This window comes from Robertkochia solimangrovi, from assembly GCF_007279655.1.
Lineage (GTDB): Bacteria > Bacteroidota > Bacteroidia > Flavobacteriales > Flavobacteriaceae > Robertkochia > Robertkochia solimangrovi.
In genome coordinates this window covers 821,425-843,059 of the sequence record NZ_QKWN01000001.1, presented here as the reverse complement: position 1 = coordinate 843,059, position 21,635 = coordinate 821,425, and the positions used below count along the sequence as shown (strand labels likewise).

The following is a 21,635-nucleotide window of genomic DNA, read 5'->3' as shown; positions in this document are numbered from 1 at the left end:
GCACAGGAAGATACAAGAATGGTCCCAAACCTAAGTAAACATTGCTGCCTCAGGTTTATTCTGGAGAATTCAAAGGTTCTGTTTCCACCCTGAGCACCAGTGGAAGTACTACTCTTGTATTAACGGGAATATCTCTTTTCAAGGCGGGATAAACCTTAGGAAGTTTAGCTATAGTTCTTTTTACAATGGAGTCAAGATCAGGTATAACCCGGGCAACATATTCATTTTTCACCACAGCTACCATACTGATCGTACCGGTTCGTTCGATCAGCAATTGCACCCTTACCGTATCATTGATCGGCTTATGAGCTACGCTGAGCTCATCTTTAAGGATCGAAAAGAATTTTTGAGAGAACTCAGACTGAAAGCAACGCCGCTGTTCATATTTCGTAGCCGTCTCATCACAATCATCAAATAACGGATACCGATCGATATCATCCCAATTGATACTTTGGATCTCCTTACGCACGATCTCTTCCTTCGAAACCTTATTCGAGGAAAAGTACTCACAAGAGACCAAGGTTAATAGGATAAGAAAAAGCCCCGTTTTATGCATGAAAGTTCTTTAGTACCCGAAAATACGATTTTTTCAATAACGGGAAACTATCATTTGTCATCCTTTGAGTTCAGCGATGCGATCTTCCACTTTTTTTCGAAACACCGTCATATAAACCGAGTCGGAATATTCATTCAAAAATTTTTCATAATAACGAAGCTTAACCTGTTTATCTGCATATAATTTATCGATGATCTCACAGACATTATAATAGATCAGGGCATTATCCGGATCCTCATCGGCCGCCATCTTGTAATATGTCAATGCAGAATTCAGATCCTCTTTCGCTCTGTAGATACTGGCTATAGAAACATATTCATTACTGAGATCGGTATTATTGATCGCTATTACCTTTTTAAAACAAACCATTGCAGAATCCAATTGTTTGTGTTTAAAATATATTTTCCCCATGGCATTGTACGCATCTGCCTGATCAGCGTCGACTTTAACCACTTCCTTATACAGCTTCAAAGCCTTTTGTGGCTCCCAGGTCTCAGCATAAGAATGCGCGAGTCGCATAAGAATATATTGATCGCGATAATTATTAGCCATCAGTTTTTCAAAATAGGGCACTGCCTCCTTAAACCGGTAATTATTAAACCAGGCAAGCGCTTTAATATTCAGCAATTTTGCATGTTCCGGTGCTATGGTTAGCCCGCGGTCTGCATAAAAATGCACGGTATCATACTTCCGGTATTTCAGATAATGCTCACCCAGAGCGATCGCACTCTTGACATGATTTGTATCCAGTTCGAAAGCACGTTGAAAATAACGAATTGCGATCGAATCCTTATTCCAGGCATAAAACACCTGACCTTGCTTATAGTTCAATTCCGGATTAAGGGAATCGATGCTGAGCAATGACTCATAGGTAGCCGCTGCAGATTCAAACTTCCGGGTTCTGAATAACAAGGCTCCTAAATCTCTTTTTAATTGAAGGTCTTCGGGGTACTTTGTTACCAGATATTCATATTGTAGTACTGATTTTCCATAATTCCCCAATTGGTCATAGGCTTTGGCAATTTGGACATCGGCATGACGGGTATTGACCCCCGAATAGGTATTGATCGCTTCGGTGAACTTCCCCGCTGCGAATAAGCTATCGGCAACGGACAAGGAGTCTTGTGCATAAGCACAGACTCCCTTCGCTAAACCTAAAAGCAGTAGGCTAAAAGCCAATAACTTTTTATTCATAGAAAAGATTTACATACGTATGTCCATATAGTTGTCATACTTAAAAATTTCAGATAAGTCCATTTTGTAAGTCCCATGATCTAAATGCTGAAAAACAACAATGTCACCAACTTTTGCTGAAATTCTGAAATTACCATCGAAATCAGTTACCACGCCTGAATTCTGCCCTTCTATGGTAATATTCACCCCGGGCAGACCTTTTCCTTCCAGATCTTTAATATTACCACCGATGACTCCTTTAGGAATTCCATTCCTTTCCGATATTTCCGCTCCCATTCCATGTTGATTCGGGACAGTTATTTTAGAACCATCCTTGTTATACCCCACCAATATTGGCTCTCCATCTAAATCGGCACTATCACCCTTATTCGTATTCAGTTTGAAAACGACCGGATAGGCATAAGAAACAGCCACAGCGTTACCATCAGCATCTCTCCCCGGATTCATTTTAGGCAAGGCATTCATAATTCTTCTTACTTCCTCACTCAGAAGCGTGCTAGGACTTCTCATTTTTTCCAGTGCGATACTTCCGTCAGGTTTGATCTGGAATTGCACATAAACCCTTCCCTGAATTCCCTGCTCCTGTGCTTCTTTCGGATATCTGAAATTCTTAATAACATGCTTATCCAAATTGGATTTAAAGCAATCTATAGCACTAAGCCCATCGTCACATGCTCCCGGAAAGCTCGGTTTTTCCGCCACTACAGTAAGCGGGATCGTTTTATCTGAAGTACCTGCTACACCACCGCTTAATTTAAAGACGATCGGATAGGCGAAGGTTACGGGATATAGTTTCCCTTCCACATCACTCCCAGGATTGAAAGATGGCAATGCCTCGATAATTCTCCTGGCTTCCTGATCCAGCGATTCATCAGGGGCTCGGGTATTCAGTATAGTCACAGAACCATCGGTATTGATTCGGAAATTGACATATACTCTACCTTGAGCTCCGGCTTCTTGCGCTTCTACCGGATATTTAAAAGTGGATCTCACATGCGCATCCAACTGCTCCTTAAAACAATCGAAATCACTCATCCCTTCACCGCAATCAGTTTTGAAACTAGGTTTTACAGCAATGGTAGTAAAAGGCACATCACCTCCGGAACCAGCAGTCAAATTACCATTGGAGTCAAAGCTGAAATAAGGCATACTACGCAATTTCAATTGCATCTGTCCTTCTTCTGTTTTAGTCCAGGCCAGATAATCCTCATAGGTTCGCGTTGCAATCGCGCTGATCTCTTTGTTGAGTCCGTCTGATAATCCTACTGTCTCATTAAAATGCTCCTGTCGTAAAAGAAAATAGGCACTACTACGATAATAAGCTTCCTCTGTAGAAACCTCACCCACCGGTGTCAGCTCGAGAATTTCAGAATAGATAACATTGGCTTCTTCGCCCTTATCGATCCTGCTCTTATATTCTTTGTAATACTTATCCAGGGTTGGATTCGTGAGTTGCTCTTCTACGCCTACTACGGTATCGACTTCCCGTTCACAGGAAGTATATAATAAGATCCCTAGCATTAGCGGAGCCATTAATAGATACTTGAACTTTTTGATCGTGCTCGATCGGTCTTTGTTTAACATAACTATTCGTTTTTTGATTAGTGAATGATTAAAGAATGCGTTGATGAATGAGATCTTTTGAGTCTGGAAGACCTGCTCCAGTAGATTTTGATAAGTTTCATCGCGATGATCTTTGGCGGTAATGGAATCGGCGATGTATTCATGCAGCTCAGTTATACGAGCCTGGTAAACATAGATCAGCGGATTGAACCACATGAGTATGCGAAATATTTCGAAATAGATCAGATCCCAGGAATGCCGTTCACGAATATGCACCAGCTCGTGAGCAATGATATGATCGTGCTCGCGTTCCACCAGGCGTTTTCCTAAAAATATCTGCCTGAAGAAAGAGAAGGCTACTTCACTGTCACGTACTTCAATCTGGAGGTATTCAGCATAACGATGCAGCTCTCCGGATCTGCGAAGGCGTATGATCTGTAGCAATTTGAACAGGAACAGGAAAAAGGCAATGATAGCGCCACAGACTCCGATCCATTCCCATAAATTCAGCGTCACTACAGGTTCGACCGCTTGTTCCGCCAGTACTACCGGAGGAGCAGCTTCACCCAGTAAGATCACAGGGATGTTTCCCGCTAACTCCTGAGGCACGGTCGTCTTCAGTATTTCCAGCCTGATGAGCGGTAATACCATAGCCAACAAAGGAGTGATGATCAGATAGGTTCTGTTCCAGTTAAAGAAGGTTTCTTTCTTTAAGAACAGATCGTATACCAGCAGAAATAAGAGCTGGAAACTAATACTTTCGATCAGGTATTGTAACATAATCAGTCTTTTTTATCGTTGAGTTCTTTCATGATGGCTTCCATGTCATGAAGGCTGATATCATTCTTCTTTACAAAGAAAGACACCATACTTTTAAAAGACCCCTGGAAGTAGTTATCCACCAGCTTCGTGATCGACTGGTTGCTGTATTCCGATTGGGCAATAAGCGGAAAATACAGGTAGCCTTTTCCTTCCTGCTCGTGATCCACAAAACCTTTGCTCTCGAGTATACGCACGATGGTCGACACCGTATTATAGGCTGGCTTTGGCTCAGGAAGCTCATTAATAATCGCAGCTACATTGGCTTTTTTTAATTGCCAGAGGATCTGCATTACTTCTTCTTCGGCTTTTGTTAATTGTTTCATTTTTTCAACTAATTGTTTAGTTCAATAATTCAAATATAACTAAATATTTAGTTTAAACTAACTTTTTAGTTGAAAAAAATGAAATAAAATGATTTACCCTACCGAATGACGTGCACCGGGCGGTGATGAGTGTCGATCCTGATCGTTCACGCGATCAGTTCTCCAGTGTCGCGGTTTCTTTTGCTGACGCAAAACTCCCTTGAGTGACCTTACGGCTCGCTCCCCTTCGGGTCGCATTTCCGTATGCCTCCTCTTTTGCCTTTAGCCACTACTAGCGACGACACTCGACACAGCCAAAGGCTGTAGTCTGCCTGCGATAGACAGGAGGGTCACTGGGAATGTCCCAGTATTAAGTTTCATGTAACAAACAATACCTATCTTCGTCAAACCTCTTAAAACCATATCATGGATATACTGCTTTTTGTTATTGGCTTTCTTTTAATGTTCGTCGGAGTATTGGGGAGTTTTCTCCCAGTGATTCCAGGTCCGCCATTGAGTTGGCTGGGACTTCTTTGTCTGTATTTTACCAAAGCGGTACCGGATAATTGGTGGCTGCTAGGCATCACTTTGGCCATTGCTATCATTGTTGTGATCATGGACTATATCATTCCGGCTGCAGGAACCAAACGTTTCGGAGGGAGCAAATATGGCATCTGGGGCACAACGATCGGACTCATACTAGCCTTGGTCTTTCCGATCTTTGGCGTCTTTGGCATTATCATCTGGCCCTTTATCGGAGCGTTTGTTGGAGAGATGATCAATAAGGTGGAACACAAGCAAGCCCTAAAAGCGGCCTTTGGTTCTTTTCTTGGGTTCCTGACGGGTACTTTTCTCAAATTTGTTATCGCCGTTGTTTATTTTGGGATTTTTATTTCAAAAGCGTGGACATTTAGGGGAGAGATTTTTCAGTTTTAATGTTTTATTCTAACCCAGTGACGTGCACTTGGCGGTGCTGAGTGTCGATCCTGATCGCTCATGCGATCAGTTCTCCAGTGTCGCGGTTTCTTTTGCTGACGCAAAACTCCCTTGAGTGACCTTACGGCTCGCTCCCCTACGGGTCGCATTGCCTTCGGGGCGCATTGCCTTCGGGGCGCATTGCCTTCGGGGCGCATTGCCTTTGGCAAAGTCGGGCGACGACGTTGTCATTTATACCTGGGATCTTCAATGTAAGCTTCCTTCCTCATTTTGATCACTTCAATGCTGAGATAACCGTTTCGGTCATTCTCGGGATCACTCACTACTTTGCCATAAAGGCGATAGATTCCTTTGCCGCGGAAATAATATTGTTTGACCACAGGCGGAAAATGCACTCCATCGAAAACTTCTCCCTGCTGATCGATGAAGGTGGAGAAATTCATCTCTTCCCCATGCTGGGTTTTGGTGCGTTTTACAGAGACCAGATACCCATAGATATCGATGTGTCTGCCAAGGTAACCGGGCAGACCCCTGGCTCCATGGGCATTGACGGGCTCCTCCTTTAATAATTCAAACGGACTACAAAGACAGTAGCCCAGCAATTCAAGCTGGTCAAATCCGGCTTCCAAAGAAGTCGTCTCCAGCACCGGGATCTCGAAGTTCCTGTGGGGTGGCTTGAAAAGGCGCTGCTGTATCTCGCTGCGTACCTGGTGCCCGAGTTTAAAATGTGCATGCCAAAGCAACTCATACTTATCGGTTTCCGCAAAACGGAAGGCATCGATACGAATCAGAATACTGAGTTGTTCGATACTGATCACCACCCGGTCTATAAAATCATCCAGAGACAAAAAATCACCATTGAGAAATCGCTCTTTCAGAATCCGGGCAGTTACCCGGTCTTCAAGCTCCCTCAATGCCGAGAGTCCGATGAACAGGTCCCTACCCTTAATAGTGTGCTGTGCAAAACTCCGGTTGATACAGGGAGCATGGATCACTGCCCCAAGCATTCGGGCTTCATGCATATAGATCTCTGTACGATAATAACCCCCTCCGTTATTGAGTACTGCAACCATGAACTCAAGAGGAAAATAGGCTTTGAGAAACAGACTCTGATAGCTTTCCACCGCATAGGAAGCCGAATGCCCTTTGGCAAAGGCATATCCTGCAAAACTGGCCACCTGATGCCAGATCTCACCGATCAGTTTTTCGGGATAACCCTTCTCCCGGCAGTTGCTGATAAAGCGGTCTTCCACCCGCTTGAACTCCTCCCGCGACCGGTACTTCCCGCTCATTCCCCTTCGCAACACATCCGCCTCTCCCAGAGTGAGTCCGGCAAAATGGTGCGCAACCTTGATCACATCTTCCTGATACACCATAACTCCGTAAGTATCCGGCATGATTTGCATCATGACCGGATGCGCCTCCTTACGCCGTTCCGGATTCCGGTGCCTCAGAATATATTCCCGCATCATTCCGCTTTGTGAAACCCCGGGTCGAATAATAGAGCTCGCTGCTACGAGGCCGAGATAGTTATCCACCTCCAGCTTCTTAAGCAACATCCGCATGGCAGGGGATTCCACATAGAAACACCCCATACACTGTGCCTGCCTGATCATGGTATTGATCGTGACATCCTGCTTCAGTTTCCGTATATCATGAATATCAAAGGGAGAGGCATCTGGCTGATTTTCCGCTACGATCTCCATCGCTTCCTTAATCTTTGCGAGTCCGCGTTGCCCCAGAATATCGAATTTATAGAGTCCGACATCCTCTGCGATATGCATATCGAACTGCACCGTCGGAAAGCCTTTGGGAGGCATATTGGTAGCCGAGAACCAGGTCAGCGGTTTCTCACTGATCAGGATACCACTGGAATGAATACTGATATAGTTAGGCATGCCGTGAATGAGCTTCCCATACTTCATCACCAGCTGAGCGGTCTGATCCATTTCTTTGATCAGGAGATGTTCATCCGAAAGCTTATCGATCTCCTCTTTCGGGAGTCCGAACACCTTCCCCAGTTCCCTGACCACCCCCCGATACTGAAAAGTAACATAGGCGCCGAGCAATGCCACATTGGGAAAACGCTCGAAGATATACCGGGTCACATCTTCCCGGTCACGCCAGGAAAAATCGATATCGAAATCGGGCGGACTCGTACGATAAAGGTTGATGAAACGTTCGAAATACAGATCGAGCTCCAACGGATCGACATCGGTGATCCCCAGCAAATAAGCCACCACACTATTGGCACCACTTCCGCGCCCCACATGGAAATACCCCTTTCGCTTTGCATAGGATACGATATCATGATTGATCAGAAAGTAGGCTACGAAGTTCATCTTTTTGATCACTCCCAACTCCATCTCCATCCGCTTAAGCACTGCCTCTCCTCCTTCAGGATACCGATAGGGGAGTCCTTTTTCACATAATTCCAGCAACAAGGCATCATCTTCATCAGGATCTCCGGTATAGGTATGCTGATTCTGCACCTCCTTTTCCGGAGAGAAATCAAACCCGATCGTGCAGGACCCTAAAAGGGCGGCAGTATTCTCGAGGATGAAGGCATATTCAGAAAAAGCTGCTGCCAGATTCGTGACGGGATACATACGTTCATTCTCCGAAGCCTCCTCCTCTCTGGGAAGCTTGCTCAACAGGATATTCTTATCGATGGATCTCAGCAGGCGATGTGCATTGAAATCCCTTTTATTGCGAAAGGTCACCGGCTGCATCACCACAAGCTTATCCCGATAACTGATATAGCGGGTAAAAGGAAGTTTGCGAAGATCATCCACCGATACCCCGATATACTCGTTCTCTTCAAAACGATCCTTCTCTGTATGCAATACCTTTTCAAAGGGATAGATCACGAATACCTGTCGGAAGGAAGGTGCGGTATGATGGAAAGGCAATTCATGATGCAAGTGATCGGTCAAAAAGGTATTGAGCTCAAAAAAGCCATCATTGTTTCGGGCGATCCCGACGAACTGCTGATCGATCCCATTACGAAAGTCGATCCCTACCACCGGTTGAACTCCGAAATCAGGGGCTTTGCGGATGAAGTTCAGGCATGCCGAGGTATTGTTGATATCGGTAAGAGCAAGCTTCCCCACCCCGTTCTCCACGGCAAGCTTCAAAAGATCGATCTCCGAGAACGTCCCGAAACGCATGCTGTAATAGGTATGGCAATTGAGATACATGAGACAGTTGTAAATTGTGAGTATGAGTTGTAAGTTTAATTCCGGTGACACTAGTGTCACTAATATCACCAGTGTCACTATTATCACTAACCTTCATTGTTTCCGATGTGCCAGTACCGGTGGTGGTTGCCCGTTAAAGGGGTTATACATCCTTCCGATGGTACGGGCATCCATGGCTGAGGCCCGGAGGACACTGCGTTCACCGAAACGGTTCCGGATATGATCCATGGCACTGTACAGGCGAAGCTGCTCTTCGGTATCATCGAAGAGATCGATCTGATAGTTTCCGCCCACAAGGTGACTGAACCGCACCCCGATGAGGCGAACCAGAAGTCTTCGGTTATAGAGCTTCTCAAACAATTCCATAATGGTAGGGATCAGAACATGGTCGGCACTGGTATAAGGAATCCGCATTTGCTTTGAATACGTATTGAAATCGGAATAGCGGATCTTTACCGCTACACAGGCAGTAAGCTTATTTCCTCTTCGCAGCTGGTAGGCCAGATTCTCGGTCATGGCCGTCAAAATTCCCTTAAGCTTTATGACATCGATGGTATCCTTATCAAAGGTGCGTTCAGTGGAAATGGATTTCCGTTCATTAAAAGGGATCACGGGAGAGGTATCGATACCATTGGCCCGCTCCCAAATGGTGAGTCCGTTCATCCCGAGTACCGTATGCATCATCTCCCTTGGCATCTCCTGAATGGTACGCACCTGTTTGAGTCCGAGATTACGCAGCGTCTGATAGGTCTTATCGCCCACCATGGGAATCTTTTTGACAGACAGCGGAGCGAGAAACGCTTTCTCATAGCCGAGATCGATACGCAGCTGGTTATTGGGCTTCGCCTCATTGGTAGCCACCTTGGAAACCACCTTATTCACGGAGAGCCCAAACGAGATCGGGAGTCCGCTTTCTCTGATAATATTCTGTCGAAGTTCGGAGGCATATTTATAGCATCCAAAGAAGCGGTCCATTCCGGAGAGATCAGCATAGAATTCATCGATACTTGATTTTTCGAAAAGGGGAACCCGTTCTTTGATGATATCGGTGACCTGATCGGAATATTTGCTATACACACCCGCATTTCCCCGGATGACCACAGCTTCCGGGCAAAGCTCTTTCGCCATGCGCATCGGCATTCCGGAATGTACGCCAAAAGCTCTGGTTTCGTAGCTGCAAGCCGCCACCACCCCTCTGTCGCTCGTACCTCCCACGAGCAGGGGGCGTTTCAGCAGCCGACTGTCGATAAGTCGCTCTACCGACACATAGAAAGTGTCGAGATCGAGATGAAGAATGGTTCGGTTCATCAAATTGGAATTTTTCCCAAAATTAGGAATTTTTCCAATTGATACGAGATTTTCCAAGTTAAAGTTTTTAACCGAAATTGAGATAGATTCCCTAATAAAATAACATTCATAAACATTGAAAATGATTCAAATGTGGTGTATATTTACATCAGAACTGAATAATTATGGCACGACAAAGTATTTCCCTGACCGATCCAAATGACGAATGGTTGAAAGCTCAGGTTGATAAAAAGGAGTATTCAAGCAAAAGTGAATTGGTTAATGATCTGATCCGGCAAGCTAGAAAACAACAGATTCAAATTGATTGGATCAATAAAAAATTAGAAAATGCTGAGAAAAGTGGTTTTACTACCGATAGCAAAGAGGACATTCTTAAACAATCCAAAGCATTATTGAATGGCTAAGTACAAGCTAAGCCTTGTAGCAAAAGAAGATTTAATTCGTATTCATCAGTTTGGGGTTCATAAATTCGGAGAACGCCAGGCAGATCTATATTTTACAACGCTTTTTAAACATTTTGAATTGATCGCTGAACAACCCTTCTCATTAGAATCTGTAGAACATCTGCGCACAGGATACAGAAGATGTGTTTGCGGTGCCGACACTATCTATTACAGAATCAATAATGACCACGTTGAAATTATGGCCATAATTGGCAAACAAGATGCGAACCTTATTATTTAACGAGCCCAAGAACTGAATTCTTCATTTTTCAAGATTATTGACAAACTACTTCCCGAAGCAGATTAAGATCTTTAAATAAACTTAATTTTGCATCCAACCCTTAGAAAGGAATCATAAACTAACCTATCCCTAATACTTCGTATAGGATTAGGGATCACAACCTGAATAAAGGTTTAAGAAATATTTCTTAAATTAGACAATACCTTAAACAAGGTACCCGCCATCCCCCATACCTGAACCCCTAAAAAGACAACCTCCCCCGAATCTTTACAGATGATTCATAGTAGTTTATTTTTAGCGTATGACCTTAATCGATCAGACTAAAAATATCCGTATTTACAACATAATTCCCCTTTATCTCATCCGGCTCCCCTATTCCTCCGTGAAAAATTAACCGATTGCGAAAGCGATCACTAAAACAATACACTATGTCCGGGAAAAGCAAAAAATTAACGAGACGAAAATTCATCGACCTCGGAATTCAGGGATATGCCGGGCTGCAATTAGCTTCACTCGCTCCGGGAACATTGTTGTCGCTTTCTGGATGTACGCTGGGTGAAGCAAAAACTTTCCATGGTGTCTGTTATCATGATTGTCCGGATTCCTGTAGCTGGAAAGTAACTGTAAAACATGGAGTCATCACAGCGTTTGCAGCCGATAAGAATAACCCGTTCACCGCAGGGAAACTCTGTGGTAAAATGGAAACCTTCCCACAGGATATCGCCTTTCACCCCGACCGTATCGTAACACCCCTTAAACGTGTCGGTGAGAAAGGGCAAGGGAAATTCGAAGAGATCAGCTGGATGCAGGCCATCAGGGAAGTCGCAGAAAAACTGACCGCTTCTGTTGAAGAATATGGGAGTGAATCGGTACTCCCCTTCGGTTATATGGGAACGCAGAGCCTGATCCAAAAAAGTGCGATGAGCAAACGTTTCTTTACAAAGCTGGGGGCTTCCAATTTATCCGAAACCATTTGTGGGGCTCCCGCGGTTACCGGAAATCTTCTTGCTAACGGACAAACGACCGGGGTACTACCCGAAGATATTGTAAACAGTCGCTATATCATTCTTTGGGGTACCAATACCAAAAAATCAAATATCCACCTTTGGCCATTTATCTTGAAAGCCAGGGAACAAGGTGCTAAACTTGTCGTGATCGACCCGTTCAAGTCAGTTACCGCCATGGAAGCGGACCTCCATATTCAACCTATGCCCGATACTGATGTTGCTCTTGCCCTGGGGATGATGCATATCATCATCAATGAAGGACTCACCGACAATGATTATATCGAAAGATACACCCTTGGTTTTGAGGCTTTAAAAGCCCACGTTCAAAATTATGACCCTGCTTCCGTAGCTGCGATCTGCGGATTGGAAGAATCTCAGATCATCGATCTTGCCCATGAATATGCGAAGGCCAAACCTTCCCTGATCCGCTACCTTATCGGGATGGAACATTCTCATAACGGCGGTGATGCCTTCCGGGCTATCGGTATGCTACCTTCTCTTACGGGAGCCTGGCGTGAACACGGTGGCGGATTGATGCATTTCACCTATGAATTATTCGGCAAGGCATTGAATTGGGAACGACTGGACATGCACTCAACACTGGCAGAAAAAGAAACACGCTTTATCAATATGGTACAACTCGGTCGTGTGTTGAACAACCGCAGACTCAGACCAGCGATAAAAACTTTATTCGTCTTTAATGCCAATCCGGTTGTTTCAATCCCTAATCAGAATCTGATTCGAAAAGGACTGGAACGAGAAGACTTGTTCACAGTGGTCGTCGAACACTTTATCACCGATACCGCAAAATATGCCGACTATATCTTTCCGGCCACCACACAGCTGGAACATTGGGACATTGCCGACTCCTGGGGTCAGGTGTATATCAATCTGAATCAGCCCGCTATCGAACCGATCGGGGAAGCAAAACCAAACAGTGAATTTTTCAGATTGCTGGCTAAGGAAATGGGGTTCACCGATCCGTGCTTTGAAGAATCCGATCTGGATTTGGTAAAGTCCGTTGTCGATTCAGACCACCCCTATCTGGAAGGAATCACCTTCGACTACCTGATGGAACACGGATGGGCAAAATTAAAAATACCCGAACCCTTTATGCCTCATGCACAAGGTGGTTTCGGAACCGAATCCGGTAAATGTGAATTTTATGCAACCTCCCTTAAGAATAACGGACACGCCTTACCAAAATACAGGGCCGTTCGGTATAGAAATTCCAGGGACTACCCACTACAGTTAATGACCGTAAAGGCTACCAAAAATTTCCATAACTCTTCGCATGCCAATGTCCGCCATCTAATCGAAACCGAGGGAGCTCCAACACTTGAGATCCATAGTAAAGATGCACTGAGTCGAAATATTAGTAATGGCGACCTGATCAGGGTGGAAAACAGAAATGGTTCGGTCATTATCAAGGCCAGATTAAAAAACCGGATACGACCCGGTGTAGTTCTCATGCCCAGTGGTTTCTGGCCTTCCCACATTAAAGGAAGTAGTACTGCCAATGCACTGACCAATGATCGTCTTACCGACCTCGGGGGTGGTGCAGCAATTCAAAACTGCAGGGTACAGGTCATCAAATATGAACCTGAAGCATCCGTCAGCGAAACGACGGATACGCATGTGAAATATACCTGATCACCATAAATTAAAATCAATTTCTTTTGAAAATGAAAAAATATATCCTCCTTTCATCTCTGGCTTTATTCGTCTTACTGTTATACAATTGCACCAATCCAAAGCCCATTGATGATTTGACTGGAACTGAGTACTCAAAGCAGGTGAAAACGATCATCGACAATAAGAATAAACAAATTCAGCAATGGTATGCAACAGGAATGATCGATTCTGTGGCCATGTATTTTACCGAAGACTGTATTCAATTACCTCCGAATCAACCTCCACTGGTTGGCCGTGATAACCTGATAAAAGGCTGGAAACAGAATATACAATTCGGGAAATGGATATTTGACCTTAGGGTTCAGGAAGTGAAGGCCAGCGGTGACCTGGCCACTGAACTCGGACAGTATACACTTACTTTCGAACCTTATGAAAACGCACCGATACCAGCCATGTCCGATAAAGGAAAATATGTCGTACTTTGGGAAAAGACTGAAGGTGACTGGAAGATCGTTTGGGACGCCCCGGTAAGTGAATTACCCTTACCGATACCTGGCTCTGAGCCGGGCTCAACTGATGAATCCAGTCAGGAATAAAATTCTGTCTTTCGGCACTAAACAGTAAAAATCAATGACTTACAGCATTTACAGCCTTGACATAAACTGACCTATGAAAAAACTACTAATACTGTTACTGGTTAGTTTTGGTATAATTTCATGCCAACAAAAATCTGAACCGGAAAAGAAAAGCATTTCGATCCATTCCGAAATTCTAAATGAAGAGAGAATTTGTCTGATCGACCTTCCCGATTCTTACAATGACCCTGATGAACCCGGCCACAGCTATCCCGTATTGATCCTGCTTGATGGGGAAACCTTTTTTAAAACTACCTCTGGTATCGTGCATTTCATGAGTTCCGGTACGAATCGAAACTACTTTATGCCGGAAACGATCATTGTTGCCATTGAAAATGTTGACAGGGAACGGGACTTCACCATTACCAAAATAAAGACCACAAGGCCCAACACGATGGGAGGGGGTAAGCATTTTTTGAAATTTATCGAAAATGAACTTCTTCCGTACCTCGATAAGAATTACAGAACACAAGCATCACGTACGCTAGTCGGACACTCGTTGGGAGGGCTCCTTACCGTCAATGCCTACCTGGATGAAAACAGTATGTTCGACAATTTTTTGGCCATTGACCCTAGTCTCTGGTGGGATGAAGCCACCATGCTTGAAAAGATCGAGAACACAGATCCACGATGCTTTGAAAAACGGCTCTATATAGCAACTGCAAATCAGGGCGAAAAAAATGAAGGAAAAAATAAATTACGTCATGAACGATTTTATAAAGGAATTCTCGCTACTGGAAATTCCATGAATATAACACATAACTATTGGGAAAATGAAGATCATCGCTCCGTTCCATTACCTGCGATTTATGAAGGACTCAGGTATTTGAATGCCGAGTAAGCAGAATTGACGACGAGCAACAGTTAAGTATGTCTATTGAAAAAAGTGCTGTGAAATTTAGATGAAGCCGTTATGCAAGTAAAATACAACATCCTGATACTATTCGCAACGCTCTTACCGCTGTCATTGGGATTCCTTTCCTTTAGTTCTGAACAGAAATCCAGCACTATGGTATCGATCAAAGGAGAGCAATTCTACATCAATGACCAGCTTACTTATAAAGGACGATACTGGAATGATCATAAGATCGAAGGCCTCCTTTTCAATTCAAGAATGGTACAGGGTATCTTTGACGACTCAAACCCCACTACAAAAAAAAGATTCGTCTATCCGGATACTCAGGAATGGGATCCATCCAGAAACACCGGGGAGTTCGTCGCAGCGATGGAAAGCTGGAGGTCTTATGGCCTACTGGCATTCACTTTGAATTTACAGGGCGGAAGTCCTACCGGTTATGGCAATCAAGGTTGGAGAAACTCAGCCTTTGAGAAAGATGGAAGCCTGAACTCAGAATATTTAAATCGATTAAAAATGATTCTGGACAAGGCTGATGAATTACACATGGTGGTGATCCTGGGCTATTTCTATTTTGGTCAGGATGAATATCTGACTGATGAAAATGCTGTGATCAATGCCGTGGACCATATCACGAAATGGATTCTGGATGAGGGATATCGTAATATCATTGTAGAGATCAATAATGAATGTAACATCCACTATGATCATGATATCCTCAAACCGGGTCGTGTAAATGAACTTATCAACCGGGTAAAAAACATCAGCAAAAACGAACTATTGGTCAGTACTAGCTATAGTGGGAAAAGTATTCCTTCAGAGGAAATTATCAAAAATTCCGACTTCATTTTGCTTCATGGCAATGGTGCCAATCCACAGGATATTGAAGCTATGGTGAAAAAAGTTAGAAATTCAGTTGCTTACACCCCAAAACCCATCGTGTTCAATGAAGACGACCATTATGATTTTGATAAAGAATCTTATAACCTTTTATCCGCTATTGAAAACTATGCTTCCTGGGGTTATTTCGATTACAGACGAAAAGATGAAGGTTATGAATCCGGGTTTCAAAGTATACCGGCTGATTGGAAGATCCGTTCAGCACGAAAGAAAGATTTCTTTCAAACCTTAAAAGCCATAACCGGATATTAACTACAAACACCTTACTAACACAATCCAGTCAGCAAATGAATTTAAATAGGTTAACCTTGCTTTTCATGATGATCCTGCTCAATCATCATATATCTTCCGGACAGACGGAAGAGGCTCACTTTAAAAGTAAGTTCATTGAAGTAAATGGCTTAAATACACATTACCTCGATTTTGGTGGTCAAGGTATCCCGCTTATTCTGGTACATTCCGAAGCATGGGACGCATATACCTACAAGAACTTTGGCCCGTTTTTTACCGGGAACAACAGAGTCATGGCAATTACCAGACCCGGATACGGTGGCTCTGCTGAAGGATCTTACAAGGTAGAAAATCAAGCAAATCACCTAATCTCATTTATTGATGCTTTCGGATTTGACAAAGCCATATTCATGGGGAATTCTTCCGTAACGGCAGAACTTACCTGTCTCGCTGAAAATTACCCCGATAGGATTGCGGGTCTCGTATATTTAAATGGATTGGGAGTTCCCTGGCTCGATGTTCATTTAAATGACCCTCTCGATTCTTATGAAATGTATAGCAGAGCAAGCCCCGGGGCAAATTCAGAAAAGAACGACAGAAACAAGATTACTTCAGCCAGAAAGCAATACATACCTAAACTCGCAATTACTGAATCCTTCAAAATTAAAATTAAGGCACTTGCCATTGTCGCTGAAAACGGAAGACAAGGCTATGAAGCATATTCACCGGCACTTTTATTTGTCGGATCTCCATTGCTGGATGAACTAAGAAGCAACATTCCACCCTCCCCAACAAGAGATTTTATGGATCGATTTGCAGAAGACACCCTCTTCCGTGATCAATGGATCAACAGCATTCAGGATACAACCGCTCGTTCCTTTTTTAACCTGCTAAAGAAGGATACTACGCTTCAAAATGAAATACACAGCTTCTATTCCGAAATAGTATATCCCGAAACCATTGCAGCAGAAGACCGGTTTATCAAGGCGTTTGGGAAAAATCTTAAATTCACCCGAATTAAGAATCCTATGGTCTCTGGTTATGAATACCGGGATTCACCAGAGCTCATCATTGAAGCGATCCTCCAATTCCTAAATGAATTGGATTAATATTATGAACACCCTCAAAATGAAAGCCAGCAAAACCTATTTAAAGGGGAAATCCGTTTTTAACGTTTCCCTGATCGTAATCGGAATTACAATTTTAACAGTATATCTAACCGGAATCAATATTCAACGAAGTCTGACCTCCAACTCCTATTTCTCCCTTGGAATCATTGCAACCGCACTCTTCTTTTTTATGAGCTATGGTCTGTATACGGGTATTGGGCTCATCGATGATTACCCAAGTTTCCAAAATCTTAAAAAAGGCTTTATAACCGGAGATGCTATTCCAGATGTTAAATTACCGGAAGTATCGATCGGTGAAGGTATTGGCGGACTGGTTTTATCCATTCTGGTATGGATTGGGATATCGATGCTCATCATCGTATTGATGATTGTATTGGAGGCAGCGCTATGGTTTTCAATTTTCATCTTATTGGCAATACTTTACTGGATATTTTTCAGAGCTTTAAAAATGGTATTCATCAGATCGAAAACCACGCAGGGAAATATCGTGAAATCAACAATGTATGCTCTGGGATATACTTTGCTCTATACAGGCTGGATCTTTGCATTGATCTATATTACAGCACAATTCTAAGGGAACTAAAACCTGATCATATCCCGGAACCGCTATTTACAGAAGTAAAACAACGATTCCTGAAATCTCCATACCCTCCGGATAACGTAAAAATTCTTTTCTTACATTTAACAGTTATTTTCCGCCAACCATCGACTTTTTATAAAACTAAACTAAACCGTAATGACATCAACCTTGAAGTATTTATGCCTCATCGTACTCTGTGGACTTCCTGCCTTTACCTCAGCACAGAAGGTGCCTCTGAATCAGGAAGAACTCGTTTCCTATTTAGATCAGGAACTATCGGGAGAATCTGCAAAGCGAAATCTCGAATACATCACAAGGTTACATCGTATGCGTGGGTCTGATGATTACAATAAAGCGATCGCATTTATTTCTGAAAAACTTACGGAATATAATTTAGAAGGGGTAGCGGTAATAAAGATACCTGCCGATGGTAAGTTGATGTATGGCACCCATAAGACCCGTCCGGCCTGGAATGTAAAATTTGCAGAGCTATGGGAACAGCAGAATGAAGGGGGTGTCTGGACTAACAAAAGTAAGATCGCCGATTATGAATCGATCCCTATGGTTGTGGCACAAGATAGTAAAAGTGGTGAAGTAGCTACTGAACTGGTCGATATAGGCTCCGGCAGCAGTGAATCTGATTATGAAAATAAGAACATCGAAGGAAAGCTGGTACTAACCTCTTCACAACCCGGGAGCATTGCAGATCTCGCTATCAATAAATATAAGGCTGCGGGTATTATCAGCTATGCTCAGAACCAGCCTTCCGCATGGCATGGGGAAGATGAGAACCTTATACGATGGGGACATTTCGATTATTTCGCCGACATAAATTCTTTTGCATTCATGGTTTCCCTGAAGCAGGCAAGAGCTTTTCAAAACCGACTTAACAAAGGGGAACAGATCCGATTATTCGCATATGTGGAAACTGAAACCAAACCAACGGATTGGGATCTCCTGACCGCGGTTATCAAAGGAACCGATGAAGGGAAGGAAGAAATCCTGCTCACCTGTCATCTCGACCACCCCAGACCCGGGGCCAATGATAATGCCAGCGGATGCGCTGCTATTCTTGAGGTTGCCAGAAGTCTGAAAAAACTCATCGACGAGGAAAGGATCGAAAGACCCAAAAGGACCATACGTTTTCTCTGGTCTCCGGAGATTGAAGGCACCAAGATCCTGTTGAATTACGATCCAGAGTTTGCAAAAAGAACGAAGTTCAATATCCATATGGACATGGTGGGCGGCGGACTCGAAACCAAAGGGGTTTATCAGGTTTCCCGAGGTCCGATGAGCCTCCCAAGCTTTATCAATGATATCGGGGAATCCTTTGGTATGTTCCTCAACTATTCCAGCCTTGCCTATGCTAGTGGTTCAAAAACCGAATATCCCATGGTTTCAAAAGAAGGTGGAAAGGAACCCCTTCAGGCTATCATCGGGAATTTCAGTATGGGAAGTGATTTTGAAGTTTTTACCGAGGCCTCCTTCCAAATCCCTTCCATTTATTTACATCAGTATCCCGACCGCTATATTCATACCAATTACGATGCACCCGGAAATATCGATCCGACCATCCTGAAACGTTCTGCGTTCATCGGGGCGGCATCAGCCTATTATCTGGCTGATTTCAATAGTAAGGATGTCCCTGCCCTCCTGGAACAAATGAAGCAGGATCTTATCAGGCGCTCCTATGAAATGTTAGGCTTCAGCAGTGCCTTAAATGCGGAGGAACAAGCGAATTGTAAATATTATTTCTGGGAACAAGAACTTCAGGCATTTAATTCGATCAAGCCCTATGCAGTGATCCCCTCCAAAATTGAAAAAGAATACAAAACCTTCCTCAAAGATTTAATGACCACCATAGGAGCAGGTAAACCCCTGCAGCATATTGAGAATACTAATCTTAAGATCTACAGTCGTAAAGAAGGTCTGAAGGGTGGGATGTTATCGTTCGGATACGATTATTTCAAGGACCACTATGGTAAAAACAAGCCCGCACCCAAGATCTTTTCATACCATGCAATTCGTGGAAGTGGCTCAGAGTACGGTTATGAGATCCTGAACAGGGTGAATGGCAAAAATTCTGTCTCCGATATCAGAAATATGGTCTCCGCCGAATTCGGTCCGATCCCTATGACATTGGTCAGTGAATATCTGGAAGCGCTGGAAAGTATAGGTGTGGTTTATGTAACGAAGAAATAATTCATGTATAGTAACAAATTGTTATTATCGCTCAGCTTAAAACGGCAATCCGTAAATATTGATTCTCTTACCTGTAGCATTGACAAGGATAAGAAAATGAAAGGGTATCATTTCAAAATTTTATTTTTTATTGGGTACACTCTCGTACCTATTATGCTTTTCTCCCAGATAAGGGAGAAAGAAGTTGATCAATACCTGGAAAACTGTATTAATACCTATTATAATTACGATGAGAACACATCCCATAAGCTAACTGCCATGGAATTGCACCTGGATTTTGAAAATCATCTGTTGAAAAATGGTATTCTAACTGGCAGAACAAAAAAGGATTACCTGATTCTATTCAAGAAGATAGAAGAAAATGAATTTCAGCAAGAAGATATTTTAACTATTTATCATAAGCTTAACTTTGATCTCAACTCACATATCCGAAGATCGTTAATGTTGGATAAGCTTTGTTTCGTTGAAGCTTACGAATCTGATTTGTACAACAGTGAAAACTGGCGATACAAATACATGTCTGAAGTGTTCAAAATAAATGAAGAGGGAAATTCAGGTCCCCTGAATGATTTTAAAAAAATACTGGCTCCAATACCCGAAGACCAATTCCAAAAAGCTGTATATCGTTATTTCACAATTACGATCGCAATGAAACTAATCGATGAGAAGGCTTTCCTGAATGAGAATTAGAGTAATCCCGATCAAATACCTGAAATTGAATTTTAATTGAGTCATGAAAAAATTACTATTCCTGACGCATATATTGCATTCAATTAAATTGAGGATTTTTATTTGATACCGATATTATCCGGAACACCCTTTTCAGATGGAATTTATAAACTTTTTTCAGGGATCAGAAAAGCAAAAGGAACGCCAACGGTGAAAATTGCTACGAATATCAACTCAAATTATGGTATCCACAAAAGCAGCCTAAGGTCGGCATAGTATTTGTTTCTAAAACGGAAACAATAATCCTTTGAATATCCAATGAAACACACCTTTACCTTTCTTGTACTTCCCCTTTTATTTCTGCTTATGAGCTGTGAAAGCAGTGTTGAGAGCGGTGAGAATACCTTTGCCGAAAAAATATCCGAAGATGTCATCGGAGAGAATAATTTCGAAATAGCATCGCGTAAACTGATCAGGGAGGGCCGCATCGAATTTGAGACCGACGACCTTGGTGTCACCCGAAAAATAATTCTTGAAGCCGTTGCAAAACATAAAGCTTATGTTTCTTCAGATCTGGAAGACAATTACGCAGAGCGCATCCGCAATACGCTCATCATTCGTGTTCCGGCCGAAAATTTCGAAGCTTTATACAACGATGCAACGGTAGGGGTCGGGGAGTTCGACAATAAGGAAATTAACGTTAAGGATGTTACTGCAGAGTACCTGGATATCGAAGTGAGGATGACGACTAAAAAACAACTGGAAAAAAGATATACAGAGCTTTTATCTCAGGCAAAGAATGTTACTGAAATACTGGAGATCGAGAATGAGCTCGGAAAGTTACGTGCTGATATAGAATCGACAGAAGGCCGTTTAAAATACCTCAAAGACCGTATTTCCTTTTCGACCCTTACCATCAGCTTTTACGAAAGCAATCCTGTTCAAACCGCATTCGGAGGAAAATTCAAAAGTGGATTTAGAAATGGCTGGGAGAATCTCATCTGGTTTTTTGTCGCTTTGATCAATATCTGGCCATTTATACTGTTTGCCTTCGGAATAGTATTCGGGATCCGATATTATCGTAGAAAGAAAAGATAGTTTCCTGATCACTCCTCTTTGAATATAATACTAATTTACAGTGGGTTATCATGAATTCTATTGTTAAATTCATAACTATCAAGACTTAGATTTCCCAAAAAAATCCTTAGATTAGAGCTTCATATAC

The 21,635-nt window shown here is 42.9% G+C and carries 18 protein-coding genes; 12 read left to right on the top strand and 6 right to left on the bottom strand.

Features of this window, described 5'->3' with window-relative positions; genetic code table 11:
• Positions 1-55 precede the first annotated feature (55 nt).
• From DMZ48_RS03615 to DMZ48_RS03600, 4 genes are read right to left on the bottom strand one after another with little or no spacing between them, the layout of a single operon-like run.
• Positions 56-556, bottom strand: coding sequence for an energy transducer TonB (locus DMZ48_RS03615; RefSeq protein WP_143953722.1), 501 nt, complete (start codon positions 554-556; stop codon positions 56-58).
• A gap of 57 nt (positions 557-613) precedes the next feature.
• On the bottom strand, positions 614-1,750 hold the full coding sequence (locus DMZ48_RS03610) for a tetratricopeptide repeat protein (RefSeq protein ID WP_143953721.1): 1,137 nt from the start codon (positions 1,748-1,750) through the stop codon (positions 614-616).
• Between the two features lie 9 nt (positions 1,751-1,759).
• Positions 1,760-4,093: a M56 family metallopeptidase gene (locus DMZ48_RS03605; RefSeq protein WP_143953720.1), complete on the bottom strand. Its 2,334-nt coding sequence runs from the start codon at positions 4,091-4,093 to the stop codon at positions 1,760-1,762.
• 2 nt (positions 4,094-4,095) lie between these two features.
• The gene (locus tag DMZ48_RS03600; protein ID WP_143953719.1) at positions 4,096-4,458 is read right to left on the bottom strand and encodes a BlaI/MecI/CopY family transcriptional regulator; all 363 of its coding nucleotides are present in this window, start codon (positions 4,456-4,458) and stop codon (positions 4,096-4,098) included.
• Between the two features lie 405 nt (positions 4,459-4,863).
• Between DMZ48_RS03600 and DMZ48_RS03595 the strand changes: the two genes are divergently transcribed.
• Positions 4,864-5,373 (top strand): DUF456 domain-containing protein, encoded by a 510-nt coding sequence (locus DMZ48_RS03595; protein WP_143953718.1) that lies wholly within the window; start codon positions 4,864-4,866, stop codon positions 5,371-5,373.
• A gap of 227 nt (positions 5,374-5,600) precedes the next feature.
• Here the strand turns inward: DMZ48_RS03595 and DMZ48_RS03590 are convergent, their stop codons facing one another.
• Together DMZ48_RS03590 and dinB are read right to left on the bottom strand one after the other, a co-directional pair.
• Positions 5,601-8,573 carry a DNA polymerase III subunit alpha gene (locus tag DMZ48_RS03590; protein WP_143953717.1) on the bottom strand — a complete coding sequence of 991 codons (2,973 nt, stop codon included), beginning with the start codon at positions 8,571-8,573 and terminating at the stop codon, positions 5,601-5,603.
• A gap of 93 nt (positions 8,574-8,666) precedes the next feature.
• Positions 8,667-9,881, bottom strand: coding sequence for a DNA polymerase IV (gene dinB / locus DMZ48_RS03585; protein WP_143953716.1), 1,215 nt, complete (start codon positions 9,879-9,881; stop codon positions 8,667-8,669).
• A gap of 164 nt (positions 9,882-10,045) precedes the next feature.
• Between dinB and DMZ48_RS03580 the strand changes: the two genes are divergently transcribed.
• The 11 genes from DMZ48_RS03580 (at position 10,046) to DMZ48_RS03530 (ending at position 21,508) form a co-directional block, all read left to right on the top strand.
• The gene (locus tag DMZ48_RS03580; RefSeq protein WP_143953715.1) at positions 10,046-10,285 is read left to right on the top strand and encodes a ribbon-helix-helix domain-containing protein; all 240 of its coding nucleotides are present in this window, start codon (positions 10,046-10,048) and stop codon (positions 10,283-10,285) included.
• Positions 10,278-10,565, top strand: a complete 288-nt coding sequence (locus DMZ48_RS03575) for a type II toxin-antitoxin system RelE/ParE family toxin (protein ID WP_143953714.1) — start codon at positions 10,278-10,280, stop codon at positions 10,563-10,565. Before DMZ48_RS03580 ends, DMZ48_RS03575 begins: the two co-directional genes overlap by 8 nt.
• Before the next feature lie 428 nt (positions 10,566-10,993).
• A complete protein-coding gene (locus DMZ48_RS03570) occupies positions 10,994-13,225 on the top strand; it encodes a molybdopterin-containing oxidoreductase family protein (RefSeq protein WP_143953713.1) in 2,232 nt (743 codons plus the stop codon).
• A 32-nt stretch (positions 13,226-13,257) separates the two neighbouring features.
• Entirely contained in the window at positions 13,258-13,803 is a 546-nt protein-coding gene (locus DMZ48_RS03565; RefSeq protein ID WP_143953712.1) for a YybH family protein, read from the top strand.
• Positions 13,804-13,876: 73 nt separating this feature from the next.
• Positions 13,877-14,683: an alpha/beta hydrolase gene (locus DMZ48_RS03560; protein WP_143953711.1), complete on the top strand. Its 807-nt coding sequence runs from the start codon at positions 13,877-13,879 to the stop codon at positions 14,681-14,683.
• A gap of 72 nt (positions 14,684-14,755) precedes the next feature.
• Positions 14,756-15,850 carry a hypothetical protein gene (locus DMZ48_RS03555; RefSeq protein WP_143953710.1) on the top strand — a complete coding sequence of 365 codons (1,095 nt, stop codon included), beginning with the start codon at positions 14,756-14,758 and terminating at the stop codon, positions 15,848-15,850.
• A 65-nt stretch (positions 15,851-15,915) separates the two neighbouring features.
• Positions 15,916-16,938: an alpha/beta fold hydrolase gene (locus DMZ48_RS03550; protein WP_143953709.1), complete on the top strand. Its 1,023-nt coding sequence runs from the start codon at positions 15,916-15,918 to the stop codon at positions 16,936-16,938.
• Positions 16,939-16,957: 19 nt separating this feature from the next.
• On the top strand, positions 16,958-17,533 hold the full coding sequence (locus DMZ48_RS03545; protein ID WP_143953708.1) for a hypothetical protein: 576 nt from the start codon (positions 16,958-16,960) through the stop codon (positions 17,531-17,533).
• Positions 17,534-17,695: 162 nt separating this feature from the next.
• Entirely contained in the window at positions 17,696-19,741 is a 2,046-nt protein-coding gene (locus DMZ48_RS03540; RefSeq protein WP_143953707.1) for a DUF4910 domain-containing protein, read from the top strand.
• Positions 19,742-19,894: 153 nt separating this feature from the next.
• Positions 19,895-20,431: a hypothetical protein gene (locus DMZ48_RS03535; RefSeq protein WP_143953706.1), complete on the top strand. Its 537-nt coding sequence runs from the start codon at positions 19,895-19,897 to the stop codon at positions 20,429-20,431.
• A 297-nt stretch (positions 20,432-20,728) separates the two neighbouring features.
• Positions 20,729-21,508 (top strand): DUF4349 domain-containing protein, encoded by a 780-nt coding sequence (locus DMZ48_RS03530; RefSeq protein WP_143953705.1) that lies wholly within the window; start codon positions 20,729-20,731, stop codon positions 21,506-21,508.
• Positions 21,509-21,635: the final 127 nt, after the last annotated feature.